This is a genomic window from Leptothoe sp. LEGE 181152 (assembly GCF_032906605.1).
GTDB classification, from domain to species: domain Bacteria; phylum Cyanobacteriota; class Cyanobacteriia; order Phormidesmidales; family Phormidesmidaceae; genus Leptothoe; species Leptothoe turfae.
On the sequence record NZ_JASATU010000066.1, the window covers coordinates 266,682 to 292,640 of the forward strand.

At 47.1% G+C, this 25,959-nt stretch carries 28 protein-coding genes; 11 read left to right on the forward strand and 17 right to left on the reverse strand.

What is annotated here, in order from left to right; translation table 11 throughout:
- Window positions 1-193 precede the first annotated feature (193 nt).
- On the forward strand, window positions 194-2,686 hold the full coding sequence (locus QGP82_RS31840; protein ID WP_163669879.1) for an EAL domain-containing protein: 2,493 nt from the start codon (window positions 194-196) through the stop codon (window positions 2,684-2,686).
- Between the two features lie 239 nt (window positions 2,687-2,925).
- The gene (locus tag QGP82_RS31845; RefSeq protein WP_499062033.1) at window positions 2,926-5,025 is read left to right on the forward strand and encodes a hypothetical protein; all 2,100 of its coding nucleotides are present in this window, start codon (window positions 2,926-2,928) and stop codon (window positions 5,023-5,025) included.
- A 523-nt stretch (window positions 5,026-5,548) separates the two neighbouring features.
- Here the strand turns inward: QGP82_RS31845 and QGP82_RS31850 are convergent.
- From QGP82_RS31850 to QGP82_RS31875, 6 genes are all read right to left on the reverse strand, one after another.
- Window positions 5,549-5,668: a photosystem II reaction center protein J gene (locus tag QGP82_RS31850; RefSeq protein WP_006518578.1), complete on the reverse strand. Its 120-nt coding sequence runs from the start codon at window positions 5,666-5,668 to the stop codon at window positions 5,549-5,551.
- Window positions 5,669-5,751: 83 nt separating this feature from the next.
- Window positions 5,752-5,871: a photosystem II reaction center protein PsbL gene (psbL, locus tag QGP82_RS31855; protein ID WP_006518579.1), complete on the reverse strand. Its 120-nt coding sequence runs from the start codon at window positions 5,869-5,871 to the stop codon at window positions 5,752-5,754.
- Window positions 5,872-5,880: 9 nt separating this feature from the next.
- Window positions 5,881-6,015 (reverse strand): cytochrome b559 subunit beta, encoded by a 135-nt coding sequence (gene psbF, locus QGP82_RS31860; protein WP_006518580.1) that lies wholly within the window; start codon window positions 6,013-6,015, stop codon window positions 5,881-5,883.
- Between the two features lie 39 nt (window positions 6,016-6,054).
- Window positions 6,055-6,300 (reverse strand): cytochrome b559 subunit alpha, encoded by a 246-nt coding sequence (gene psbE / locus QGP82_RS31865; RefSeq protein ID WP_006518581.1) that lies wholly within the window; start codon window positions 6,298-6,300, stop codon window positions 6,055-6,057.
- Window positions 6,301-6,505: 205 nt separating this feature from the next.
- Entirely contained in the window at window positions 6,506-7,555 is a 1,050-nt protein-coding gene (locus tag QGP82_RS31870) for a photosynthesis system II assembly factor Ycf48 (protein WP_499062034.1), read from the reverse strand.
- 84 nt (window positions 7,556-7,639) lie between these two features.
- Entirely contained in the window at window positions 7,640-8,041 is a 402-nt protein-coding gene (locus tag QGP82_RS31875; RefSeq protein ID WP_250565161.1) for a rubredoxin, read from the reverse strand.
- Window positions 8,042-8,278: 237 nt separating this feature from the next.
- Between QGP82_RS31875 and ndhC the strand changes: the two genes are divergently transcribed.
- The 4 genes from ndhC to QGP82_RS31895 all read left to right on the forward strand — a co-directional run bounded on the left by ndhC (window position 8,279) and on the right by QGP82_RS31895 (window position 10,870).
- Window positions 8,279-8,641, forward strand: a complete 363-nt coding sequence (gene ndhC, locus QGP82_RS31880) for a photosynthetic/respiratory NAD(P)H-quinone oxidoreductase subunit C (protein WP_036019082.1) — start codon at window positions 8,279-8,281, stop codon at window positions 8,639-8,641.
- Entirely contained in the window at window positions 8,632-9,375 is a 744-nt protein-coding gene (locus QGP82_RS31885) for an NADH dehydrogenase subunit K (RefSeq protein WP_250565162.1), read from the forward strand. Before ndhC ends, QGP82_RS31885 begins: the two co-directional genes overlap by 10 nt.
- Complete coding sequence (locus QGP82_RS31890; RefSeq protein ID WP_499062035.1) at window positions 9,368-9,895, forward strand: NAD(P)H-quinone oxidoreductase subunit J; 528 nt, start codon at window positions 9,368-9,370, stop codon at window positions 9,893-9,895. The genes QGP82_RS31885 and QGP82_RS31890 overlap by 8 nt, the downstream gene beginning before the upstream one ends.
- A gap of 150 nt (window positions 9,896-10,045) precedes the next feature.
- Complete coding sequence (locus QGP82_RS31895) at window positions 10,046-10,870, forward strand: Stf0 family sulfotransferase (RefSeq protein WP_499062036.1); 825 nt, start codon at window positions 10,046-10,048, stop codon at window positions 10,868-10,870.
- A 1-nt stretch (window position 10,871) separates the two neighbouring features.
- Here the strand turns inward: QGP82_RS31895 and QGP82_RS31900 are convergent, their stop codons facing one another.
- Together QGP82_RS31900 and QGP82_RS31905 are read right to left on the reverse strand one after the other, a co-directional pair.
- The gene (locus QGP82_RS31900; protein ID WP_499062037.1) at window positions 10,872-11,525 is read right to left on the reverse strand and encodes a Fe2+-dependent dioxygenase; all 654 of its coding nucleotides are present in this window, start codon (window positions 11,523-11,525) and stop codon (window positions 10,872-10,874) included.
- 157 nt (window positions 11,526-11,682) lie between these two features.
- Window positions 11,683-12,723, reverse strand: a complete 1,041-nt coding sequence (locus QGP82_RS31905) for a Fe(3+) ABC transporter substrate-binding protein (RefSeq protein ID WP_499062038.1) — start codon at window positions 12,721-12,723, stop codon at window positions 11,683-11,685.
- 355 nt (window positions 12,724-13,078) lie between these two features.
- Between QGP82_RS31905 and QGP82_RS31910 the strand changes: the two genes are divergently transcribed.
- Window positions 13,079-13,534, forward strand: a complete 456-nt coding sequence (locus QGP82_RS31910; protein ID WP_006518590.1) for a Fur family transcriptional regulator — start codon at window positions 13,079-13,081, stop codon at window positions 13,532-13,534.
- A gap of 54 nt (window positions 13,535-13,588) precedes the next feature.
- On the opposite strand, the gene QGP82_RS31915 is transcribed toward QGP82_RS31910, so the two are convergent.
- Both QGP82_RS31915 and QGP82_RS31920 read right to left on the reverse strand, forming a co-directional pair.
- Window positions 13,589-14,050 carry a pentapeptide repeat-containing protein gene (locus tag QGP82_RS31915; protein ID WP_163669893.1) on the reverse strand — a complete coding sequence of 154 codons (462 nt, stop codon included), beginning with the start codon at window positions 14,048-14,050 and terminating at the stop codon, window positions 13,589-13,591.
- A 496-nt stretch (window positions 14,051-14,546) separates the two neighbouring features.
- Window positions 14,547-14,870, reverse strand: a complete 324-nt coding sequence (locus tag QGP82_RS31920; protein WP_499062040.1) for a hypothetical protein — start codon at window positions 14,868-14,870, stop codon at window positions 14,547-14,549.
- A gap of 119 nt (window positions 14,871-14,989) precedes the next feature.
- Here QGP82_RS31920 and hpxO point away from each other — a divergent pair, with 119 nt between their 5' ends.
- The 4 genes from hpxO to QGP82_RS31940 are packed head-to-tail and all read left to right on the forward strand — an operon-like array spanning window position 14,990 to window position 18,511.
- Window positions 14,990-16,150: an FAD-dependent urate hydroxylase HpxO gene (gene hpxO, locus QGP82_RS31925; protein WP_499062041.1), complete on the forward strand. Its 1,161-nt coding sequence runs from the start codon at window positions 14,990-14,992 to the stop codon at window positions 16,148-16,150.
- Window positions 16,151-16,189: 39 nt separating this feature from the next.
- Window positions 16,190-16,552 carry a hydroxyisourate hydrolase gene (gene uraH / locus QGP82_RS31930; RefSeq protein WP_163669911.1) on the forward strand — a complete coding sequence of 121 codons (363 nt, stop codon included), beginning with the start codon at window positions 16,190-16,192 and terminating at the stop codon, window positions 16,550-16,552.
- Between the two features lie 2 nt (window positions 16,553-16,554).
- On the forward strand, window positions 16,555-17,052 hold the full coding sequence (gene uraD, locus QGP82_RS31935; protein ID WP_163703217.1) for a 2-oxo-4-hydroxy-4-carboxy-5-ureidoimidazoline decarboxylase: 498 nt from the start codon (window positions 16,555-16,557) through the stop codon (window positions 17,050-17,052).
- A gap of 19 nt (window positions 17,053-17,071) precedes the next feature.
- A complete protein-coding gene (locus tag QGP82_RS31940; RefSeq protein ID WP_499062042.1) occupies window positions 17,072-18,511 on the forward strand; it encodes a serine/threonine protein kinase in 1,440 nt (479 codons plus the stop codon).
- A gap of 45 nt (window positions 18,512-18,556) precedes the next feature.
- Here the strand turns inward: QGP82_RS31940 and purU are convergent, their stop codons facing one another.
- The 7 genes from purU to QGP82_RS31975 all read right to left on the reverse strand — a co-directional run bounded on the left by purU (window position 18,557) and on the right by QGP82_RS31975 (window position 25,947).
- Window positions 18,557-19,411, reverse strand: coding sequence for a formyltetrahydrofolate deformylase (purU, locus tag QGP82_RS31945; RefSeq protein WP_163669917.1), 855 nt, complete (start codon window positions 19,409-19,411; stop codon window positions 18,557-18,559).
- Window positions 19,412-19,603: 192 nt separating this feature from the next.
- Window positions 19,604-20,026 (reverse strand): large conductance mechanosensitive channel protein MscL, encoded by a 423-nt coding sequence (mscL, locus tag QGP82_RS31950; RefSeq protein WP_163698134.1) that lies wholly within the window; start codon window positions 20,024-20,026, stop codon window positions 19,604-19,606.
- A 185-nt stretch (window positions 20,027-20,211) separates the two neighbouring features.
- Complete coding sequence (locus QGP82_RS31955) at window positions 20,212-21,138, reverse strand: sulfotransferase family protein (RefSeq protein WP_163669921.1); 927 nt, start codon at window positions 21,136-21,138, stop codon at window positions 20,212-20,214.
- A 389-nt stretch (window positions 21,139-21,527) separates the two neighbouring features.
- On the reverse strand, window positions 21,528-22,283 hold the full coding sequence (gene urtE / locus QGP82_RS31960; protein ID WP_006518599.1) for an urea ABC transporter ATP-binding subunit UrtE: 756 nt from the start codon (window positions 22,281-22,283) through the stop codon (window positions 21,528-21,530).
- Window positions 22,284-22,360: 77 nt separating this feature from the next.
- Window positions 22,361-23,491 carry an urea ABC transporter ATP-binding protein UrtD gene (gene urtD, locus QGP82_RS31965; RefSeq protein WP_163669923.1) on the reverse strand — a complete coding sequence of 377 codons (1,131 nt, stop codon included), beginning with the start codon at window positions 23,489-23,491 and terminating at the stop codon, window positions 22,361-22,363.
- Between the two features lie 135 nt (window positions 23,492-23,626).
- The gene (urtC, locus tag QGP82_RS31970) at window positions 23,627-24,778 is read right to left on the reverse strand and encodes an urea ABC transporter permease subunit UrtC (protein ID WP_163669925.1); all 1,152 of its coding nucleotides are present in this window, start codon (window positions 24,776-24,778) and stop codon (window positions 23,627-23,629) included.
- A gap of 2 nt (window positions 24,779-24,780) precedes the next feature.
- Window positions 24,781-25,947 carry an ABC transporter permease subunit gene (locus tag QGP82_RS31975; RefSeq protein ID WP_163669927.1) on the reverse strand — a complete coding sequence of 389 codons (1,167 nt, stop codon included), beginning with the start codon at window positions 25,945-25,947 and terminating at the stop codon, window positions 24,781-24,783.
- Between the last annotated feature and the right edge of the window lie 12 nt (window positions 25,948-25,959).

Genomic DNA, 25,959 nt, shown 5'->3' on the forward strand with positions numbered 1-25,959 from the left:
GTCTCTAGATCAATTAGGACGCTGCGTGTTGTTTTCTGTAGAGACTCGTATTTATTCTTTTGTTGTTGCATAATTACCAGTGCTGATTACCACCTAGCTAGTCTATTTATAGGAGCTGCTATGCCTATGAATAAAACACTAGCTATTTCATTTTTACATTTTCTCCTTAGATATAACCTATACGGGCGTACCCATGACAACAGGTATAGATGCACTATTGATTGAAGACAACATATCGGATGCTCAACTCTTCCAAGAACTGTTATCTTCCTCTGAACTGCTTGAAACAACATTGCATCATATTGAGCGCTTTAATGAAGCTATCAGGACTCTAGAGACTAATAACAATTTTGATGTGGTTTTATTAGACCTTTGTCTACCTGATGGTCAAGGTGTCGATCTAGTTAAGCAAATTAAAACACTTGTGCCCAAGGTGCCTGTGGTTGTTCTAACAGGTATTCAAGATCAAAACGTTGCCATAGCTGCCTTGCAGGAGGGTGCCCAAGACTACCTGGTAAAATCAGACACATTTTCACCCGAAAGATTGCAGAGGTTAGGCTATGTTGATGTTGGTAATCTCCTGGCTAAGACCATTCAATATGCAATTGAGCGTACAGAACTCACAAAAAAGCTAGAAATTAGTGAGGAACGCTATGCTCTGGCGGTGCAAGGGGCTAACGATGGCATTTGGGACTGGGATTTGAGAACCAATACTATTTGTTATTCCCTCCGTTGGAAAACCATGCTGGGGCTTAACCACAGCAATCTTAGTGATAGCCCTGAAGAGTGGTTGTCACGTATCCATGCTGATAGTCGGTCAGAGTTTGAACAAACACTACAAGAACACCTTGCTTCTCAGCGGTCTAACTTTCAATTTGAATATCGAATGCGTCATGCTGATGGCAGCTATCGCTGGATGTTAACGCGCGGTATGGCTTTATGGGATGAGGAAGGACAGCCCTACCGGATCGCCGGGTCCCAAACCGATACCACTGAGCGCAAACACCTGGAGCAATCGCTCTATCAAGAGAAAGAGCTGGCCCAGATTACTCTCCACTCCATTGGCGATGCTGTTATTACAACCGATGCCCATGGCTATATTAAGGATTTTAATCCGGTGGCTGAGAAACTGACGGGTTGGAAAGCCAATGACGCAAAAAAACGCTCCATTTCAGAAGTTTGCACCATTGTTGATAGTGCGACCCAGCAGCCCCTGCAAAATCCAGCCTTACAGGCCATCAAGGAAAAGAAAGCCATTAGCCTCAGCAATCATCCCACACTCATTTCTAAAACTGGTCAGGAATTTGCGATCGGAGATTCGGCAGCCCCCATTCGTGCCGATAACGGCGAGGTGCTGGGCACCGTTCTTGTCTTCCACGATGTCACTGAAGAACGGGGTAGGGCTAAACAACTGGCCTGGCAAGCATCCCACGATCCACTGACCGAACTATTCAATCGCAAAAAGTTTATGCACGCTCTAGATAATGCCATTGAGGAGCTGCACGGTGCAGAATCACAGCACATGCTGTGTTATATGGATTTAGATCATTTCAAGGCTGTGAATGATACCTGTGGCCATGCGGCTGGGGATCAGTTGTTGCAACAAGTGGCCGATCTGTGGCGGAGGCAAATTCGTCAAACTGATGTGTTGGCTCGACTTGGTGGTGATGAGTTCGGTCTGTTGCTGTACAACTGTAAATTGGATCGTGCCACTGAAATTGCTAAGTCCTTTTGTCAGGGTATTCAAGGGTTTCGCTTTGTGTTCGATGGCAAGATGTTCAACATTGGTGTCAGCATTGGTATTGTGCCGATGGTATCCAATACTGTCAGCAGTAAACAGGTTATGCAGCTGGCGGATAAGGCCTGTTATGTCGCCAAAAATAAGGGGCGTAATCGCGTGCAAATCTACCACTCAGACGATGTCGGCATTAGCCGACAAACTGAAGATGTGCAATGGTTTTCACGGGTGACGGAGGCCCTTGATGGGGACCAGTTTCAGCTGTATTATCAAACGATTGAATCCGCTGTCCCCAACTCTAGCGATATTCGCTTGTGTGAAATTTTGCTACGCTTGCCCAATACTCGTACCGGTGAAATAGCACCACCGATGGCATTTTTACCGACAGCGGAACGCTATAACCTCATGCCCCGCATTGACCGTTGGGTCGTGGAAAGTTTCTTTAGTTATTTGACGTCCCATACCCCGATGCCTAAGACAATTTATAGTGTCAATCTATCGGGTGCTAGTATCAATGACGAAAATTTTATCGGTTTTTTGGAAAAGCAGCTACGAAAGTATCCCGTCAACCCCGCGATACTCTGTTTCGAAATAACGGAAACCCTAGCCATTGCTAATTTACAAAAAGCGGCGGATCTTATTTTGAAACTTAAAAAGATTGGCTGTCACTTTGCGCTAGATGACTTTGGTAGTGGTATGTCTTCTTTTAGCTATCTAAGGCATTTACCGGTAGACTACTTAAAAATTGATGGTAATTTTGTCAAGGAATCCCCCACAGATGATTTGCTCTGTGCCATGTTGGCAGCTATTAACAACATCGGTCACATCATGGGCTTAAAAACAATTGCTGAATATGTTGAAAGTCCAGCTGTGCTGAAAAAAGTTCAGGCACTGGGTGTAGATTATGTGCAGGGCTATGCTATTAGCCACCCCCAGCCACTGGTATAATGTCTTTTTAGAAAATTACTGACATCACAAAACTTGTTTATTTGAACGTGTACTTCGCCATATTTCTTTAGTATTGCTATAGCTAACGTACAGAAAGCTTAGGGAAAACGGTGACTCTGACGGAAAAAGGTGAGAATCGTAGCTATGTTTGCTAGGATTGCCCCTATGTTGTAGCTGTTTGTATAGATCACACCAGTGGCTACAGGTGATACGGGCAGGTCTCTGACAGGTGTTTAAGTATGCGTTATTGGGAGTTTTTAATTCAGCAGGAAGGTGATCAGACCTGGCTACCGCTGGAAACAAGGCAGGTAGAAATATTGGAAGGTCGCTATCGCATGGCTGCCCATACGAGCTATGACAGTACTTCTGTCGAAGTTCGGGTTAGTCAACTGTTGCTAGATGAAATTCCTCCTCGCCGTCGTGTTCGTAAACGTAAAGCAAATACAAACGACTCGGGATTGCTGGCTATTTTCCCGTTTATCAAGCTGAGTCCTGGCCGCTGGGAAATTGAGTGTAACAGTCCCAATGTCATTGATGACTTTCTGGGGGAGGGGGGATGGCATTATTCGGTGCAATTACAGGTCACGCCGCGAGATGAGGATGATTGGGAACCTAACTGGTCGGAGGCTACAGTTGACCATCGGCGCTCGCTTGATGCAGAGGTCAGTGCGGAGCAACCAGCGGCTGGTATCTCTGATATTGCACTGGGTGATGCTCAATCACCTGACGTTCAGTTGCAGCTAAAGCAACAAGCCTATGTAACAGAGTTGGGACAAACATTAACCCTGACTGGCCATCTATCTCAAACGGCTGGGAGTCCTTTAGCCAATGGGCAGCTTTGGGTAGAGCTACGGGATCCACAAACGGCCAGTACGGTTACTGAAAAGGCGTTTGATTTACCCAAAGCATTGCCCTCTCCCTTTTCGGTCACGATCGCGTTGCCAGAGGAACTATCTACTCAGGTTATTCTGGGGGCGATTTCGCTCCTGAGCCCAGATGGCTCGGTGGAGAAAACTGCGTTGGTGTCGGCGTCCTTTACGGTCACCATCGGTTTAGCGCAGATGCTGGATGCGATCGCAAATCAGCCAGACCTCGATTTTGAAGAAGAAATCTCCATTTTTCCAGGCTCCACGGAAGCCTTTGTTCCCTCCCCAGAGAAATCAGAGGCACTCCTTACCAGCGATACCCCTATAGTTCCCAAGGAAATTATCCCTTCTGAAGGCTTGACCCTACCTCCCCAAATCAAGCCCCCCAGTGATGTAGACCTGGATCCCGACCGGCAACCAGAACTGCCCACCTTTCAGGTAAACGCCGACAGCTCTCCAACCAAAGCTGAGACAGAAAGTCTATTGACTGATCAGGCAGATGAAGTCGCAGACACTATTGCAGAAAATCCGTCAGAGGACTCTCCTGCGACGGACCCAATCATCGATGCTGATCCTGAGGCGATGCGTTCTATAGAACTGGGAACAGCTATGGAGGATACAAAAGTCGAAGAACCTCCTATGGACGAGCCACTCCCCTTTGCCGAACCCCGAGTAGCCGAACCCCGAGTATTTGGGCTCAGTAGCATTGAAGACGATGACTTAGACCTGGAAGTAGCCAATGCCGCTCTTAAGCAGGATGTTGCTCCAGCAGCAGTGGTGGTTAATCGCCCAACCCGTCTGCCTGAGCCAGACTCTGCTTCCAAAGAGTCCAAAGAGCCGCAGTGGGAGCCAGCCACTGACAGCATTGATCAGGCTTTTCAAAAGCTGCAATTACGGGAACGGTTCTGGAAAAAGCTTAACTTGCTAACTCAAGAGGGTTATCGTCAATCCCTGGAGGTCAAGCAGGCGCTACACCCCTCTGAAGCGCAACAACCATTAGAGGACAAGGGCAATCAACAGACACAGACAAATGAGTTTGTGGCGTATGCCCCCCCGAAGCGTTCTCCATGGCCTGAGCAAAGAAAGGTGGCTCAAGAGGTAGATGATCCGATCCAAGTATTTCCGCCCATTTTGGACGTACCAGAGCAAGAATTAATAGCTGGCGAATGGATGGCCATCAAAGTGCGTGTACCGGCTGGCGATTATCAACCCTATGTCAAAGTGTGGATGAACGATTTACAAACGCGAACAATGATTGATTCGCCGCGTTTGCTGATGCAGTTTATCCCCAACGACTCCAATGAATTGGAAACCCTTATGCGGGTGCAGATTCCCCATGGTTGTTTAGAGCTGCAGGTGGCTGCCATCTCAATTGACATGGCGACTTTGCAAGAAAGTCGCAAAGTCGTGCAAAATCGACGAGTTATGCCACCGGACGACTCCCTATCCATATTTGATGGTTGGGATATTTGATGGAATTTTTTAGGGGCGTTCCATGGAACACCCCTAAAAATGTGTACACATTCCATGCAAACTTTCTAAACAATTGACATATACCGCATCAAATCGCAGTAAATTAAGGGCTAGGTCCTAGACCCACCGTACAGTCAGAATGTGGAGTTTTCTCTTGGGAAAGCCCTAATCTTCTGGATGTGACAATGATTAATTCTTTAGAGCATTTGCTCACTATTGAGAGATAGGAGACTCGATATATGGATACATCCCTTTTGCCTCAGGTTATGGTCCCCATCGTTGCTATTCATGCATTTGCATTTATGATCGCGATGTTCCTCTATGTAGAGCAGGAAGAAACATCGGCATAGGTTGTCGATCTATCTGTGGAACTTTCTAATCACATGTAATCTGTGGTAAGACCACCAAAAGTATTGAATGAGAAAAACCCCCCAGGCTGAATAGCCTGAGGGGTTTTTCAACGCCTATTTTTTATAGCTTTGTGCACATTAGTTCACAACATTAGTGAGCGCTAGTAGGTTGGTTATACACCTGAACCCACGCCAGCATAGGCACCATAGAAAAACAAACCAACAACCACTAGCACACCAGTGCCAGCAACAGTTGCCACAATCCAAAGGGGAATTCGGCCATCCTTAAACATGCATTTATCTCCTAGTTATCGCCTACTCTCATGAAAAATGAGCGTAGACAGCCATAGTATTGGCCACCTACACCCGTTACCTTTTAGTTAAAGAAATAGCTGGAAAACAACAGGCCCAACACAAAGACTAAAAGCAAACCAAGGAACAATGATGTCCGGTTTAACTCAACGGGCTGTTTATTTGGATTCGGGATTCTATCCACGGTGATCTCCTATCGCTGAATAAATTGCATTGCAGCAATGGCACCCAGGAAGAAGACCGAGGGAATGCCAAGGGCATGAACGGAAAGCCAACGTACCGTAAAAATTGGGTAAACGATGGGCTCGTTAGGATTACTGCTGGTCATAAGGGGATTCCAATCTCAATTGACAATCAACAAAGGGGACTAATTACCAAATTGGGTAATTTGATTATCCGCATCGTAGCGGTTCTCAAGAATCGGTACTTGAACCTGATTGTTGGGGAAGTACTCGTTAGGACGAGGGGTGCCAAAAACGTCATAGGCAAGGCCAGTGGATACAAACAACCAGCCTGCAATAAATAGTGCAGGGATGGTGATGCTGTGGATAATCCAGTAGCGAATACTTGTAATGATGTCTGAAAAAGGCCGTTCTCCAGTATTACCTGCCATTGCACAATCTCCTCTTAACAGCGAATAGGCGTGACTAATATCCAAACTAGAACGCAAAGTTTTCACTATCTGAAAACCAAAGCTCTATGGATGGAAAGTGTTTAGTAACATCATAGAGAACAGGGCATATCCCTATCAAGCAACGATTAAGGATTCCTTCACGTTTCCGCACTCTTGATGTTTCTCCCATAACGAGCAAAACGGCCTAAGCCATAGCTTCTGGGGAATATCGCAGTAGATAACCACGCTGTCCCAAAATAAAGCCCTGATCCTGATTAAAGAACTTAACCCTATAAAGATTGGAAGGAACATCGCCAGCGGGCTCATCTTTAAGCCAGGTTTCGCCGCCGTCAGGACTCATCAGTAGGGTACCGCTACCACCACTTACCCATAGCTCATTATCGGTACGATAACCAACATCTAAGAACCCCCAGCTAGTACCGATCTCAGGTCGCAAAGGCTCGCTCCAGCTTTCGTATTTAACAGCATCCGGATCTTCATCGGTCTGGCTAAATTGCATCTGGCCACCTCGAGCAATCAACCAAAGATCGCCGTCACTGGTAAAGCCCATATTTTGTAGGCGCTTAGAGTTCTCACGATTATGGGGCTGCCAGCTATCCTGGCCAGGTTCCCACGTGGAATAGAAATTGCCTCGAGACGAAACGGCTACGTAACGTCCGTCTTCACTACGAGCCATGTTACGAACCACACCCACTGCGGCTTGGACGAGGGCAGACCAGTGACGACCGCTATCTTCAGTACGATAGATAGCACCTACATCCGTCGCCAGTTCCACAGCTCCTTTGGCTAGGGCCGTCACCATCAACGGGCTACCAGGAAGCTGATTGCTCAATGGCACGTTGGCCCAGGACTGACCGCCATCGGTTGTATGCAATAACACGCTGGGCAAACCTGAGACCCAGCCTTCATCACCGACAAAGCTAACAGAGGTAAATGTGTAGCGCTGATCGCCCAGGTCCAATGTTCTTTGCCCCCAGGTCTCGCCACCGTCATTTGTTTCAAACAAAGAAGTCCGACTACCCACCAGCCAACCATGGTTAGCATCTGCGGTAAACGCGACATCGGAGAATGTGGCGTCGGTTTCCAGGGCAATCGTTTGCCAGGGATTACCTTCCAAAGCTGGCAGGAAGAACTTGGTACAGCCGACGCTAAGAACTGCGATCGCAACCAGCATTAGTCGCTTCAGCCCGATGGCCAATCGCTCATTGAAAAAGTCTGTTAAAACCGTTTGCATTTCTACGAAATCAAGACAAATAAACAAATTCAGGGATGAAAATCAGACTCAGCGCCCTGGCTGAACAAGCCTGTTTTTCAAAGCTTATTTAAGGCCGTACAAACTCATAAAGAACATGAACGCTACGGCCAAAGCTCCGAAAATCAAAATATTTTTCTGCCCAGGTGTCAGCGTGTTTACCCCCAATCCATATCCCAGATTTTCACTAAATCCTGACGGTTTACCTGCAGGGCCAATATTGGCAAACATCTTGGGGCGGGCACCGCACACCGGACAGCGCCACTTGATAGGCAGTTCATCAAAGGGCACTCCAGGCGGAATATCCGCTTTACCATCCCCCTTCACAGGCTCATAAACATAGCCACAAGGACGACATTCGTAGCGGTCTAACTCGTAAGGTGTCAGTGGTGCAGACGGTTCTTCAGTCTCAGGCACATCAGTCTCGGGCGCATCCACTATTGGATTAGCATCAGGCTCAGTACTCATGGGGGGGTCCGATAGCGTCATGTAAACAATTATTACACACTGAGTTGCGTCTCCTGTCATGTATAGGTATCAGGGCCATCATCATGCACCTATCTATAGAAACGTCCTATAGAAATGTCTCGATTTTTTTATCGTCGGATCTCTTTATCACGATGGGATTAACCTACACAGCTGTCTAGAATAGAAGTAAGCTTATTGGGGGCAGTTAGCCCTCTACGAGAAAACCATAAAGCGCGCGTGTTTGTACTAACTGGATACGAATACTTCTTACTCTTTTTAATTATTTGCAGCCTGGTGCCAGTTTTGGCCCTGGGGGCAGCTAAGCTTCTCGGAGCCAGAGGTACGGGTGCGGCTCGACGCACCACCTATGAATCAGGTATGGAACCCATCGGTGGGGCCTGGATTCAGTTCAACATTCGTTACTACATGTTTGCCCTGGTCTTTGTCATTTTTGATGTAGAAACCGTTTTTCTATATCCCTGGGCAGTCGCCTTCCACAAGCTAGGTGTATTGGCATTTGTGGAAGCTCTGATTTTTATCGCTATCTTACTTATTGGTCTGGTTTACGCGTGGCGTAAAGGAGCATTGGAATGGTCATAAAGTCTCCCGCAGAGAGTTCCTTAATCAGTGACAATGAGCGGGTTATGAATCCGGCAGCCCCGCCAACTGTGACTCAGGATTTATCGGAAAATGTCATTCTCACCACTGTGGATGACATTTATAACTGGACACGTTTGTCCAGCTTATTTCCGCTGCTCTATGGCACAGCCTGCTGTTTTATTGAGTTTGCCGCCCTTTTAGGTTCTCGATTTGACTTTGACCGCTTTGGCTTGGCCCCTCGTTCCAGCCCGCGTCAGGCAGATCTGCTGATCACCGCTGGTACTGTCACCATGAAAATGGCTCCGGCGTTGGTGCGGCTCTATGAGCAAATGCCTGAGCCAAAGTACGTAATCGCCATGGGTGCATGCACTATTACTGGCGGTATGTTCAGTGTTGATTCTCCCTCAGCCGTGCGCGGTGTGGACAAGCTGATTCCCGTGGATGTTTATATCCCTGGTTGCCCACCTCGACCTGAAGCCATTTTTGATGCCGTAGTCAAATTGCGTAAGAAAGTGGCAAATGAGTCCATGCGTGAGCGGGGCATCCTGGAGCAGACCCATCGCTACTATACCCGTTCCCACAAGATGGAAGCGGTTGAACCCATTCTTACTGGCAAATATCTTCGTTCTGACAGTCGTGAGGCTCCCTCTAAGGAGCTAATGCAGTCCATGGGCATGCCTATGAACGTTGCTGAGTCGGAAAAATTAGGTGAGGAGAAGCAGACTAATGGCTGATGAAGAAATTAAGCCTGCCGCTGAAGCCGCAGGTGTGCTGGCTGAAGCTGGTCCTGTATCAAGCTGGCTAACGCAACAGGGGTTTGCCCATGAAATCATGGAGCGTGATCATTTAGGTGTGGAATTGCTTAAAGTTGATTCTGCCTTTTTGATTCCCTTTTGCACGGCACTCTATGCCTATGGCTTTAACTATCTTCAGTGTCAGGGCGCTTACGATGCAGGTCCTGGTAAACCTTTAGTTAGTTTTTACCACCTTCTGAAGGTTAGTGATAATGCTGATGCCCCTGAGGAAGTACGCATTAAGGTCTACGTTCCACGGGATAATCCCAAGATTCCTTCGGTTTATTGGATCTGGAAAGCGGCTGACTGGCAAGAGCGTGAAAGCTATGACATGTACGGCATTATCTATGAGGGACATCCCAATCTAAAGCGATTGCTTATGCCTGAGGACTGGGTGGGTTGGCCCATGCGCAAAGACTACATTTCCCCAGACTTCTACGAGCTACAGGATGCCTATTAATTGCTTTGATAGTACTCTTTGGAGACCGAGCTTGGTAGCAAACCATAGATTTGCTACCAAGACATTTGGTCATTTAGGTAAGAGTTGAAGAGTAAATCATGTTACTTGGGAGCTCTTGACTATTGGTAGGAACACTGATGGCTGGTTCCCATGTCGTTTAAGGATTCCATAGCGCCAGAGTTATTGCCAACTAAAAGTATCGTTATATGTTCTACAGGTAGATCTGGGAGTACTCTTCTGGGGCTTACTTTGGGGGATATTGGCTATGCAGGTAAGCCCAGGGAATTTTTTAGGCCCGATGTATTGACTGCAAATGGTGTGCATTCGCATGTCAGTACGTTATATCCACACTTAGCCAACGTGTATGCTCAGGGAAAAACGCCAAACCAGGTATTTGGCGTCAAGTTACATTGGGACCATATGATCAATTTGATCAAAATTGTCCGCACAGATCCAGCCTTGCAGACAGGGTCAGATATTGAAATCCTTTCTACACTTTTCCCAAACCCTAGATTTATTTTTATTCGCCGTCAGAACCTCATTAAGCAGGCCATTTCTATGGAAATTGGTAAGCAAACGGGGGTGTATGTTGTGCGAAGCGAAGGTACCGACAAGGAACGCGCTAATAAAACGCACAAACTCTTCTTTAAACCCCTCAATATCTATCGCTACAAACAAGGTCTTGCAGGACGCAATCAGAAATGGCGGTCGTTTTTTCAACGCAATGATTTGCCCTTTTTGGAAGTGGTCTACGAGAGTTTAGTCGAAGATTTTGATGGCATCCTGCATCAGGTCATTGAATTTTCTGAAATTGAACTGCCTGAGGCAGGAGTTGAAATTACCAAAGCCACCAGTAAACAGGGCAATCGGATCAACGAACGCTGGCTCAAATATTATCAATTTATACCTGAAGGGCTTTTGGGATATTACTCGGCAATCAGAAGCTATGTGCGGAAAGTCCTGGTAAGCAGGTAAATTACTCTGCCCAACGTCTGAGCAGGTTTGACACGCTTTTAGATAGCAGATCAAACTCTGCTGTCTTTCCATGTTGGGCAAAAATTGATCGCCGCACCGTATCAATATCAAACAGGAGCTCACGCTCATCAGGGGCGCGTACCAGGCTTTGTGCCCAACCCACCACCACCAAACGCTGCCCCTGGGTCACTTCATTTACCCGGTGCAGTGTGGACGAAGGATAGACAATTGCATGGCCCGCTGACAGCTTATAGTGCTGCTCGTCGTCAGCTCCTTCGATGACTAATTCTCCCCCTGTGTAATCAGTGGGGTCACTCAGAAACAGCGTAAAGGACACATCTGAACGGTACCCCCCCATCATGGCATTGTCTGCATGGGTACCATAGGACATACCAGGGCTGTAGCGACTAAATCGCAAACTGTGAACATGTTTGGGCCGAACCGCGACTTGAAATAAAGGATGACGGGTTAAGGCTGCCTTAACCGTTGCTTCTAGTGGTTGCCCGACACCAGGCTTGAGCTGTTGGTTGTGTTTTACTTGTTTGGCATACCAGCCAGCTGTGACTTTGCCATCCACAAATTCAGCCTTGGCTAAGGCTGTGTGGAGCTGGGTTAACTCATCCCCAGAGAGCACATCAGGAATTTGAAACAGCATTGTGCAGCAGCGTTGAGATATAGGCCAAATCTAGCCAGGCAGTTTAACGGGATTTCATCCCTGATCTAACGTGATAAGGCGGTGAACATCCCATGCAAGGCATTGATATCCCATGACTCACCGCCCGTCATCCCATGTTGACTCACTAAGCCGAGGCCTACTGCCAACCAGCTCGGTCAACTATTTTGACAACTTCGGGGTTGTTACGACCATAGGCAGAGACATTGACTTCATCTACCTTGAACTCGCCCAGTTCTGCCACGATAGGGTCCATGGTGATCCCTTCGACAACTGGATATTCATTATTGCTGCTGGCAAAGACTTCCTGTGCTTCAGAACCCACAAGAAACTCCAGGAATGCGATCGCATTCTCCTTATTTTCAGCCCCTGTCACGACACCTACGCCGCTAATATTCACATGGGTGCCCCGATCGTCTTGATTTGGGAAAAAGACAGCGGTCTTCGCGATCACATCCTGGCTCTCAGGCTCATCGGACTTAGCCAGTCGTGCCCAATAATAATGATTAGCAATAGCCACATCACATTGGCCCGCTGCCACCGCCTTGATCTGATTAACATCTCCACCATCGGGGTCCCGGGCAAAATTATTCACCAAGCCCTGGGCCCAAGCCTCCGTTTCCTCTGGGCCAATGGTTTCAATTAATGATCCCACCAGGGACTGATTGTAAATATTGCTAGAACTGCGCACACACACCCGTCCATTCCATGCAGGCTCCGCTAACGCCTCATAGGTTGACAGCTCAGCTGCATCTACTGTATCCACGTTGTAGATTAGGACCCGCGCCCGTTTTGTGAGGCCGTACCACAGTCCATCGGGATGGCGTAAATTCTCAGGGACTTTTTCATCTAATACAGCGGAGGATATTGGCTGAAAAATCCCTGCCTGCTCAGCGCGCCATAGTCGCCCTGCATCTACGGTGATAAATACATCAGCCGGGCTGGCATCACCCTCTACCGTAATCCGCTCAATTAGCTCATCCGACTTACCTTCGACCACATTGACCTCAATCCCTGTCTGCTCGGTAAAGCTGTCAAACAACTCATCATCCACTTCATAATGACGCGCGGAGTAGACATTGACGACGGCAGCCGCAGCCTCAGATGCAGGGGTATCAGACCCAGACGTCTCTTGCGCCTGATTACCACAGCTTGCGATCGCAAATGACATGAGTGCCATGCATAAGAAAACAGGTTTGTAGGACATAGCCAGCAGTTAATGCGAAAAGTTCCTAAATAATCATATTAGGGGAAAACTGACCTACTTGATAATTAAGAACATCCTTGGACGGTTTGTAGCTCAAAAAATTCCTTGCGCAGAGGTAAACATAAGTTGACGGAAGTTTCGCTACTAACCCACTGATATTCAACGAGTTAGCAAGTATTATCGCTATCCGGAGGCCATTACAGCCTCAATTATTCTTTTATAAACTTTTAGATATTATTTGCAATAGAGTAAAACTATTGCAAATAACTTGAGAGTTCGCTATATTCTCATTAAGCTCTTATTAATGACATCCTCCAGAGGAACGATTATGGTCTCCTACACTCCCGCAGCAATGAAAGCTGAGCTTCACGAACGGGGATGGCGCATGACTCCACAGCGGGAAACTATTCTAAATACATTCCAAAATATTGATAAGGGGCAACACCTTAGCGCAGAGGAGCTGTGTGAGCTACTCAAAGATGAGGGTGAGCCCATTAGCCTTTCCACTATTTATCGCAACCTTAAGCTTATGTCCCGCATGGGCATTTTACGCGAACTAGAGCTAGCGGAAGGGCAGAAGCGCTACGAAATCAACCAGCCCTCTCCCCATCACCACCATCACCTGATCTGTGTGCGGTGTAATAAAACTATTGAGTTTAAAAATGACTCCGTACTCAAAGCTGGAGCCAAAATGGCTGATAAATCAGGCTATCACTTGCTGGATTGTCAACTTCTGATTCACGCTGTATGCCCGGCTTGTCAGCGCTCAATCATGCCGGTTTAGGCTAAAAAATAGCAGGGCGACTTGCCCTGCTGCTTAGTACGCGCAACGCCAGCGCTACTTGCCCATAACGTCTTCTTCATAATCTTCATAGGGGCCACCAATGCTGATGGGGGTGCCCACCACTTCGGCATCCGCAATATCAATGTTCTCCAGCGATGCATTAGTGACATCGGTAAAGTAGAGGGCTGAGCCAGATAGGTTCGCGCCATCTAACGTTGCTGACTCAAAAACAGCATTGGTTAGAAAGGCGTTACTCAGGTTTGCGCCCTTCAGATTTGCCCCAGTTAGGTCAGCTCCTTCAAGATTGCTGTCTGACAAATTGACCCCCTGTAAATTAGCCCCTCGCAGATCTGCTCCAATTAGGTGGGAGGACTGCAAATCAGCCCCTGAGAGATCGCAGTCAGGGCAGATACCCGTCATGACCAAACGTTGCAGATCTTCTTCGGATGCTGCATGGCCTGGAAACGCCACAAAAATGGGTAAAGCTAGAGCCAATAACGCATTTCGCACTAACATAAGCAATCTCCTTAATAGGTCTAAACAATTCAGCCTTCGGAGAAACTGGGGGTCATTGAAATTGACACACTCAATGTGTTGGATTTTTCTCAGAACCCAGCTGTTTTAAGCAGCCTTTTGTGTATCTCGTATCGATCTTGACACAGCCTTTCGGTAATTGACTAGGATCTTAACAAGCAATAATTATTCGGTTTTCAGTACACATCCCCACAGTTGCATGAGCGTTGACTATGCTGATTTTCCAGAGTGTTAGCAGTGGATTTAAGTGACAATATTCTGTAACAGTAACAGCGTGAAATTTGGTCTGTATTCGTGACAGTTTTGCTAGCGTCACCATCAATGTTATTTCGGAGAAATAGAGTCAAACAGATGGGGTAACGAGGTGGGATGGGAGAGGGATGTCTTTGCATCCTTCTTGGCGTCTTTAATGTGGAGTTAACGATAGTTTACTCTGGATCTGCCCTTGTCGAATAGGCTACCCCATCGGCTCTAAAGTCTATAACCCCTGGGTATCTAAGGTTGTCATCTCTTTCAACAACTCCTTCATGAATTTTTCGGGATCCTTTAGATTTATTTCTGAAAGTGCAACCATTTCTTCTACACTGTAGCGATCATCGCTATCAACGACATCTGAAATCCAGGTGGAGATTGTTTCAGGATATTGTAGTAGCTCTTCAGCAAACTCTAACGGGCTTTTGCCTGAGTGTTTAGCATCCACTTTGGATGCTAAACATAATCCCAATAGTTTACCTAGTGTAGTTTCCGGGGTTGTACATAAGAGAAACGCCATTGTTTGAGTCAAAAGCTGTTCCTTCTGCATTAGAAAATCTCCTAGATTGACTATTTATGGATGATTTTGGGGTGTATATGTTCGCTGCGCGTAAACTATACCATGGAGGTTAAATTTCAAGTTGTGCGTAGCGATAAGGATAGTTCAGCATGAACAACCTAAAGGTGATTGTTGTTGGTGCAGGCATGGGGGGATTGACGGCTGGGATCTCACTGCGCCAGGTAGGCTACGACGTGGAGATCTATGACCGCGTTCGGCAACTACGACCGGCAGGAGCAGGCATTTCCCTTTGGTCCAATGGCATTAAAGTGCTAAATCGACTGGGTTTAGGGGCTGAAATTGCCCATATCGGTGGTTCTATGCAGCGCATGGCGTATTTCACCCAAGCTGGACAGACTCTGACCAATTTTAGCCTGACACCGCTGGTAGAAGCGGTTGGTCAGTGCCCCTATCCTGTTGCCCGCACAGACTTGCAACAGATGTTGTTATCAGCCTTTGGTGTAGAGAATGTTCAGCTTAATTCTCAATGTGTCGGCATAGAACAATCGGATACAGACGCTACAGCTATTTTTGCGGATGGACGACGGGCAACGGGGGATCTTGTCGTTGCCGCCGATGGCACCCATTCTGTTCTTCGCAACTATGTGGTGGGGAAAACCATAGAGCGGCGCTATGCAGGCTATGTCAATTGGAACGGTCTGATACCTATCGCCCCTGAGCTGGCTCCGAGCCATAGCTGGGTGATTTATGTGGGTAACGGTCAGCGGGCCTCCATGATGCCTGTGGGTGATAATCGGTTTTACTTTTTCTTGGATGTGCCCTTACCCAAAGATGCTCAACCCCAAGCTGATATGCGAGCGGAATTAAACGATCACTTCGACGGTTGGGCGGCACCCGTTCAAACATTAATCCAGCATTTGAATCCAGAAAAGACCAATCGCATTCCCATTCATGATGTGGATCCGCTGCCACAGCTGGTAAAAGGGCGTGTGGCGTTATTGGGAGATGCGGCCCACAGTACGTCCCCTGACCTGGGGCAAGGGGGCTGTCAGGCGATCGAAGATGCTTGGGCTTTAACAACCCACTTGGTAACGACCAATATCGGTGTGGTAGATGCCCTGAAACGCTATGAAACTGAGAGGAAAGATCGGACAGCTGAGATTATCCTTAAAGCGCGGGAGCGGGCGGATATGATTCATGGCAACGTCGCGGCAAAGACTGAGCAGTGGTACGAGGAGTTGGCCCAGGAAGATGGCGGTAGGATTATGGGTGCGATCGCAAAAATCATCCAAAAAGGCCCGTTTCACTAGACCATTTCACTAGACCGTTTCACTAGACTGCAAATCACCATGGCAGGCAAACTTACAACCCATGTTCTCGATACAGCCCAAGGCTGCCCTGCTGTAGGCCTGACCATCGAACTCTGGTGGGTAGAAGGTCTACTCAAAGCAGAGCACCTGCTCAAAACGGTAACCACCAATGCCGATGGTCGCACCGATGCCCCTTTGCTAATGGACAATGAATTCACTATTGGCGTCTACGAACTACGATTTGCGGTTGGTGACTACTTCAAACAACAATCCGGAGAGCTACCAGACCCTCTTTTTCTGGACAACGTACCAATTCGGTTTGGGATTGCCGATGCCACAGCCCACTACCATGTCCCGCTACTCTGCTCTCCTTGGTCCTACAGCACCTATCGAGGCAGTTAGCGATGGGATATAGCATCATTGAGATTAACCACATGACTCAGCTGGCGTTTGTTCAAGTTTTTGGCAGCGTGTTTGAGGACACACCCAGCATTGCAGCCCAGACCTGGCATCATCGTCCGTTTCTGGATTTGGCTAGTCTCCACCAGGCCATGGTAACTCTGGTGGAACAGATGCCTGAAGCCGATCAGTTAACGCTGATTAGAGCCCATCCTGACTTAGGCAGTCGGGTGCAAATGGCCCCTGCCTCTGTGCAAGAACAAACCAGTGTGGGACTTGACCGCCTGAGCCCAGCTGAATATGGACGGTTTCAGCAATTGAATGCCACCTACCAAACAAAATTTGGCTTTCCCTTTATCATGGCAGTCAAAGGTCAGACCAAGGCGGCGATATTAATTGCATTTGCCAAACGTTTGAACCATACGACGGTCAGAGAAAAACAGCAGGCGATTTTGGAAATCGGAAAAATTGCTAGATTTCGCTTAGAAGACTTACTCAATTAGTTAGTTAGAGATAAAGAGGATGGCAGAGGCATCTCCACCAGCTTGGCTAGGAAAGTGCTTGAATAATCGCTATGAAATTCGCAAAGAGCTGGGTAAAGCTGTTGGACGTAGAACGTTACTGGCTGATGATACCCAAGCGCAATGTCCTGTCGTCATTAAAGTCATTACATTCGGTAACGATTTTGAATGGGCTAATTTACGTTTGTTTGAGCGAGAAGGGGAAGTTCTCAAATCGCTTAATCATGCTGGTATCCCTGGATATCTAGACTATTTTGAGATAGATTTGCCATCCGCCAAGGGATATGCGCTAGTGCAAAGCTACGTCCATGGACAATCACTACAAGAGCACCTGCAAACAGGACGGAGTTTTAGTGAGGCAGATGTCATCGACATTGCCCAGCGGCTATTGACTATTTTGCAATACCTCCATAGTCAAATGCCGCCAATTATTCACCGTGACCTGAAACCCAGTAATATTCTGCTCAGTGATCGTACTGGCCATAGTCAGGGGCAGCTCTATTTGGTAGATTTTGGCTCTGTCCAGGTCCCGTTTCTAAATCCATCTGGCACGTTAACCATTGTGGGCACCTATGGCTATATGCCACCCGAGCAGTTTGGTGGACGGGCCACACCGGCTTCAGATTTATACAGTTTGGGAGCTACATTAATTTTTCTGATGACGGGATGCCATCCTGCGGATTTACCCCAAAACAATATGCGCATCCAGTTTGAGAGCAAAGCCAGACATATCAGTTCTCCCATACGCCAGTGGTTGCGCTGGTTGATACACCCTGATGTCAGCCAGCGACCTGCCTCAGCCACAGAGGCCCTAACTGGCTTACAGACGGTTTTAGAAAAGGGTACTTTAAGCGCTTTATCTGAACGCCCTTTTGATCAAAATCGCATTTTAGTGAATCAGCGGGACAGCACCGTAGATACTGTTATTCGTCCCTATGGTTTTCGAAGGAAACAAGTGGGTTCATGGTTAGATCTACTGATTCTTGGAGTCATCTTTAGTATCTCTTCTTATGTCGGAACAGTGGCTGTATGGATTGTTCTTTCATCTATAGGTTTTTTTGGGGGGCTTTTTGGAGGCTTTCTCTGGTTTTTTAACACCGTCGTTGTTAGCTCTATTGCAGGGTTTACAGGCATAGTCCTACTACCTACCCCCTCCAGGAATCGTTTGCTGAGTCAGTTACATATATGTCTCAGTGATGACAATCTCATCATTTATCGAGAAACTATACTGTTGATGCGATCGCGCAAAGTTCTGTTTCAGACTCAGCGAGAAGATATCTTGCATTTAAGGCTAGAGACAACTAAAAACATCCTTGAAATTCACACGAATCATCGTTCTTATAACCTTAAATGCAAGACCTTAGGCTTAACCACAAGAGAATCCCAGTGGTTGGCTCAAGAACTGAGCAATAATTTAGGCGTTAGCCTAATCTCCACTTGAACAGATGTGATTGAACAAATGTGATTAATTTGTAGGCGATAACGGTTAGGCAAACACCACTGTGCGATTGCCATACACCAGTACGCGGTTTTGCAAATGTAGTCGCACAGCACGGGCTAGGACCACCCGTTCTAAATCCTTACCTTTACGAATTAAATCACTGACCTGGTCGCGATGGCTAACATGCACCACATCCTGCTCAATAATCGGCCCTGCATCTAAATCTGAGGTGACATAGTGACCCGTCGCGCCAATGATTTTGACGCCTCGATCATAGGCGCGATGATAGGGATTGGCCCCCACAAAGGCGGGTAAAAACGAATGATGAATATTAATCACCCTGGGAAACTGCTCGATAAAATCAGGGCTCAGAATTTGCATGTACTTGGCCAGAACGACCAAATCAATGGAATGCTCTTTTAGCAATGCCAGCTGCTTTGCTTCTTGCTCAGCTTTAGTCGCCTTAGTAATTGGAATATGGTAAAAAGCGATATTAAACTGCTCAGCAATGGACCGTAATGTTTCATGATTGCTGATAATCAGCGGAATCTCTGCTGCTATCTCTCCCGCTTGATATCGCCAAAGCAAGTCTAACAAACAGTGATTCTGCTTACTCACCCAGAGGGCAACGCGAGGGACTTCATCAGAGAAGTGGAGCTGCCATGTTGCCTCTAAAGGTTTAGCAATGGAATCAAAGGCTGCTCCAATCAGATCACGTTTTAGATTAAATCCATCCAGTTGCCATTCAATGCGTGACAAAAAAAGTTCTGATGGCTCATCGCGATGTTGATCAGCATGGACAACATTGCCCCCATTGGCGTAGATGAAGTTTGCAATTTTAGCCACAAGCCCTTGCTGATCGGGGCAAGAAATCAGAAGTGTTGCAGTCGGTGAAGCCACAGTTAGCAGTTCCTATACATGAAATTAAACGATATTGATATTTCTACAGTAGTTACCAATTGAGATGAATATAATATCGCCTGGTGGTGTAAGTGATACATAAAAACAGCGAGTCGAGGCAATAATGTGCTCGACTCACTGCTGAAATCATTGATTCAAAATGAAACCCATTCAGTCAATAGGCCTCAACGTTTACATCCGCTGCTCTAAGAAACCAGTGAGGCGACCCAACGTATCGTTTAGCTTTTCATCAGTGGAAGGACCAGCATCCACTTCTTCAGTACGCTTCATACGCTCAAATGTACGAATTAGTACGAACAAAATAAAGGCAATTACAACAAAGTTAATCACGGTCGACAGGAACAGACCATACTTGACGCCATTGGCAGATAGCTCTGCAATATCGGCAACGCCAGCCTTATTGAGTGCAGGGCTCAATAACAGAGGAGTGATGATGTCCTCAATAAAAGAGGTGATGACAGCACCAAAAGCACCACCAATAACAACTGCCACGGCTAAATCGACAACGTTACCACGCAGCAAAAACTCACGAAAATCGTTCATAAAACTACCGGCAGAATTCACTGCACGGGAGCGAGCCTGATTACTAACCATAACTGTGTTTTCCTTAAATGCAACAATTCAGTGTGTAGGCTAAACCACATTGAGGTGCAGCTTAGCTCCTCGATAGAGCCAACTAAAGCACTACGGCTGTAACGTACAGCCCGCCTAGGCTTTTGCGACCATCAAAGTGAATTGTTTGGAAGTATATCAGTGTTTTTAACAAACGGGTAGGTATTCTAGGTTACGTTAACCTTTGTGGGTGGCACACTCACTTCTTGAACTGGCTGGGGGGAAATCGAACCACAAACTTGGGTGTATTGTCTTAACGTTGATAGACAATTTGCGTAAAAATCGTAAGCAGCTTGTTGCTTTTCTGGAGCAAAGACAGCATCATTTAACGTCAGTTTATGAAACTTTTTACGCAGAATCTTGCCGGCTTGAATTGCTTTGGAGTTATCTCCATACTTTAGACGAGACGTGTGTTTCGCCACCGTATAGCTATCGGAAAATGGAGAACTCGTCCCAAGAAATTTCTGAAAGGCAGCCAACGTAGCGTCGGTATCAGCTAGTAAATCCTTGTATTTCAGTGTTAGGCAGCGACTGGGGTCATTAATTTGCATCACTAGCCTTTCAAAGCACTCTAGCCGCCTTCGGTAATAATTAAGCCATTTATCGACACCTTCTGGGGACTCTTGTCCTGAAAAGGATTTCACTGTACTTGTGTAAGTGGCTGCGGGATCTCGCAGAAGAAATATAAACTTAATCTGTTTATTTTGCAGAATGTTGTCCGCAATCGGATAGTTTCGAACAATCTTATCCACAATGTAGGTATGTTCCATTGGATCAAAGTTGTCCAGAACTGCAGCTGTTCTCCAAGTTAACTGGCGCAGATCCGTCTCTGATGAATACCCCACATGGCTTTCACCATAACCTGCCACTTCCGGATGACTGTAGAGTATGTGGCCTAATAATGTAGAACCAGATCGTGCGGGGGCCATAACAAAAAGATATTTTGATGGCTGTTGCCGCTGGTTTAACGTTTTGCTGAGGAATGGACCCAAAATGCGGTAGGCATAAATATCAAATAGTAAAAAGCTTTCGATTTTTGAAATAAACGTTCTAATGCTGACTGGAACGAACTTTCTTATGTAGCGTTTTAACATGGTGAGTGTTTCCTGTAAAAATCCACAGCCAGAAGCAGTAAAAGCATCTTGTACGTGACAACAAACGCATTTCACTGATTGTTGTTGATTCTTCTGTGCCGTGTATCTGCCAATGCTCAGATACCTTTTAATACACGTCTAAAAGAGGTTATACGGCTATACACGGCTAAGTGGATATGCCAGACAATCGGACGTGTTGTTTCAACCCTAGTTTCTAAAATTAACGGACAATGGCATTACGCAACATATCTTTAATTACCTGTCTATGCATAGGTAAAATAATGTAAACATCGCAAAACATCGCCTCTTCATTAGAAAAGCCGAGACTAATGACTATGAATGAGCGTACTAGCAGTATGCCCACAGAGACTATGTTAAACCGCTGAGAATTAAACCGCTAAGAACTCTTGAATCACATCATTACTGAGTTGATCCGTTGACCCCGATGCAACAATACCACCTTTCTGCATGGCATAGTAATAGTCGGCTTGACGGACGAAATGTAAGTGCTGTTCTACTAACAGAACGGAAATACCCGTAGTTTCAATAATCCGTCGTACCGCATTTTCAATGTCTAGAATAATTGAGGGTTGGATACCTTCGGTTGGCTCGTCTAAGAGTAATAACTGAGGTTGCCCCATAAGTGCACGGGCGATGGATAGTTGTTGTTGTTGTCCACCACTTAGATCTCCGCCCATCCGTGACAACATTGTTTTCAAGACGGGGAAAAGTTCAAAGATGAGGTCGGGAATTTCTTTTTTAGCCTTGGGGGCACGCTTTCCTAGCGCTTCTAAACCAATAAGAAGATTCTCTTTGACCGTTAAGCGGGGAATGATCTCTCGTCCTTGGGGGACGTAGCCAATGCCGATGCGGGCTCGGTTATCGGCAGTCAAAGTATGAATATTTTGTCCGTCATATGCGATCGCACCACCACGAGGCGACAACAGCCCAATAATATTTTTCAATAAGGTCGTCTTACCTACTCCATTACGTCCAATCAAACACACCATTTGGCCCCTGGGTACCGTGAGATCGACATCCCGTAAAATATGGCTCTCACCGTAATAGAAGTTAAGGCTGGAAATCTTCAGCATTGGAGCCGTGGAGGTGACTTTATGGGTAGGCGGGTAGGCTGTCTCTGTCATGGATGAGGATTGTTTAAGGGAAGTAAGAGGAATAAAGACTGTCTAGATCGAAGTTTCGAAAAAGTGCAGTTGGGTACCTAATTAGCGTTTTCAAATTGTTCTAGAGCAGCGTTTTCCAAACGATTTACGGTTTCTTCAGGCAGCGCTAACAGGTGTAACAGTTGCTGATATGCCGATGCTTCTGCCTGGTTAATTTGGTTAGCCTTAATGACGTCATAGCTCAGCATCAGTGCCTGTTCGCGCTGGTCAGGTGTTTTCAGCTGAGGAACCAACTCTTGTAAAGGAATTCTCTTCGCTAACAAATCTTTTAACTCTGTTTTCAGTGCAACTTGTTCCTCTGGTTCATAGGCAAACTGACGACTCAGGCGATCAAGAATAATCTCTTGTTCTATGGGTTCAAAGTTGCCATCGGCCCAGGCCATAGTTGCAGCGATACGTAACAACAACATCTGGTCTGGTGTAATGGACGTCTCGGTACCTAAATATACTTCAATCACCCGAGGATCATTTTGTACCTCATCCATCGTGCCTTCACAGAGCACAGAACCTTCGTGCAGCACCGTTACCTGACGGGCAATCTGACGCACAAATTCCATGTCGTGCTCAATCACGATTACAGAATGGCTTTCGGCTAAGGCAATCAACAGTTCACCTGTGCGTTCAGTTTCTTCGTCAGTAAGTCCGGCAACCGGTTCATCCACCAGGAGTAAATCTGGGGACTGGGCCACTAGCATGCCAATCTCCAGCCACTGTTTTTCGCCATGGGAGAGGAGCGCAGCGGGCTTGTCGGCCTTATGGTCAAGGCCGATAGTTTCCAGCAACCCACCCACGGTACGGCGTTCTGCTGTGGGTGTGGGCTTAAACAGAGTAGATAATACGTTCTTATCCTGGTTGCAGCATAGCTCCAGATTTTCGCGCGGGGTCAGATTAAGGTAGATGCGTGGGGTTTGGAACTTGCGGCCTATGCCTAGACGGGCAATGTTATGTTCTGAACGACCGCTGAGCTTTTTGCCTTTGAATCGGACCTTGCCGTGGGTGGGTTGGACTTTGCCAGTGATGACATCTAGGAATGTGGTTTTACCTGCGCCGTTGGGGCCAATGATGACTCGCAGCTCGCCTTCGTTCATGGAGAAGGTGAGCTTATTGAGAGCTTTGAAGCCGTCGAAGCTGACGGTGAGGTTATCGATTTCGAGGATTGGGTTGGCCATGATCGGGGTTGCAATGATGGTCGCTTGCAGAGATTGGAGAAAGTGGGATGGAGGGATGTTGGATTGAGCGGTGTTGGCGTAGCAATCAATAAAAGAGCTAGATCTTAGGCTCAACCCAACCAAGGCTTTTGGTGGTTATTTACCGGCTAATTCGCGCTGTTCGCGTTTGACATCGGGATCTAGCTCCAGATCTGGATAGGTGCTGAGCTGAGGTTGTAGGCCAAACAAATCACGAATCTGGCGGACGGCATCATCACGGACCCAACCAACGATTCCCTTAGGTAGCACCGTCACCACTAGCAAGAACAGGGCTCCTTGAAAGAATAGCCACACCTCTGGAAATTGTTCACTCAGAAGAGCTTGGGCCCAGTTAACCACCAAGGCACCCAAAATCGCACCGCCGAGGGTGGCACGACCACCCACAGCCACCCAAATCACCATTTCAATTGAGAAGGCAACGCTCATGTACTGTGGCGTGATACCGCTAGATTGAACGGTATACAAAGCACCCGCTGCTCCAGCAATACCACCTGCCACGGCGAATACCAGGACCTTAAACATGGCAGGGTTATACCCTGAAAATCTGAGGCGGTTCTCATCATCGCGAATGGCAATGAGTAGACGACCAAAGCGACCACGGGTCAGCCAGCGGCAAAGACCATAGGTAAGGGCAAGGACAATAACGGTGGCAACATAGAAGGCAAACTGCATGCGATCGCTACCCACCTGCTGACCAAACAGAACCGTGGTATCGGTAGTGAGACCGTTTGTACCATTGATTAGCTTTTGTTGACCATTAAAGAAGTTAAAAAACACCACCAGCATGGCCTGGGTCAAAATCGAGAAATAGACGCCTCGAATCCGGTTACGAAAGACCAGATACCCCAATAAACCAGCCACTAAACCAGGTAAGGCCACCATGGCAATAAGGGTGACTGGCAATGAATAGAACGGCTGCCAGAACCAGGGTAGCTCTGACACACCATACAAGCCAAAAAATTCTGGCAGACCATCGCCAGCCAGATTGAGCTGCAAATGCATCGCAAATGCATAACCTCCCAGGGCAAAGAAAATCCCCTGGCCAAGACTCAGCAACCCGGTGTAGCCCCAAATCAGGTCAACCCCCAGGGCCACAATCGCTAACGCTAAAAACCGCCCTAGTAACCCTAAACGGAAACCAGACAGTACTAACGGCGCAACAAAGATAAGGGCAAAGGCCAGACCAATAACAATACTTGCTTCGAGGGCACGTCTGCGCTTTTTGCCTACGGGTTTTGTCGTTACCATCGTTACACCTCCACCGAGCGGCCTTTTTGTGGGAATAAGCCCGCTGGCTTAATCTGCAGAAAGGCAATAATCAGAGCAAATACTAAGACCTTGGCCATACTCGTTGTGGCAAAGAATGTCGCCGTATCAATCAGAGGCTGTAAAGACTCGCTAGAGGGCAGCATCAGTACCAAAGTGCCGGAACCAACGATGTAGGTAATGATGCCAATTAACAGAGCAGCGACAATGCTGCCGATGAGCTTACCAACCCCGCCAACGACCACCACCATAAAGGCGTCAACAATATAGTTGCTGCCTAGGTTCGGCCCTACAGAGCCCAGCAGTGTAACAGCGCAACCGGCAATGCCAGCCAGTCCGGACCCTAAGGCAAAGGTAAGGGCATCCACTCGCTTTGTAGGAATTCCCAAACAGGCACTCATGTCACGGTTTTGGGTCACCGCTCGAATCCGCAAACCCCAGGCAGATTTATTGAGAAACCAGAATGTACCCAGCAGGCAAATAATTGTCAGTGCAATGATAAAAATACGTGCAGCTGGAAATGAAAGCGTATCCGTAACACTAATACTATCCTGGAGCCACTTGGGAGCCGTTACATCTACGTTACGAGCACTAAACCAAGGTTTGGACATGGTGGGATTACCATTGAGAGAACGCCCAAACGTGATGCCAATGGCGGCAGAAAGTACTAAAACAACAAAGTTAGCCAGCTTTTGACGCGGCCCCAAGTTAGCAAACTTGTTCAAAACAGCCCGCCCACCAAAAAGCAGTACACAAATAGCCAGAATGCCAAAGGCCATAGCCCAACTAACACTGCGCACAAACTGCTGCAAAATGAGGCTGACACCCCAGGTGGCCAAGAGCGTTTCCAATGGTCGCCCATAGAGCAATCGAATGACGCTGCGTTCTAACAAGAGCCCCACCAGGGCTGCCACGATAAAAGAGAGGGGTAAAGCTAACCAAATGTAGAAGTCTTGAGCCCCGTCCCCTAAGGACTTAAAGCTGTTCTGGACCACATAGGTGGTGTAAGCCCCTAGCATCATTAGCTCTCCATGGGCCAGATTAATTACACCCATGAGACCAAACACAATGGCCAGACCCAGGGCAACAATCAGGAGCACTGCCCCAATGCTGATGCCGTTAAATATGCCGTTGATTAAACCGTCGAGCACGACAATTACCTG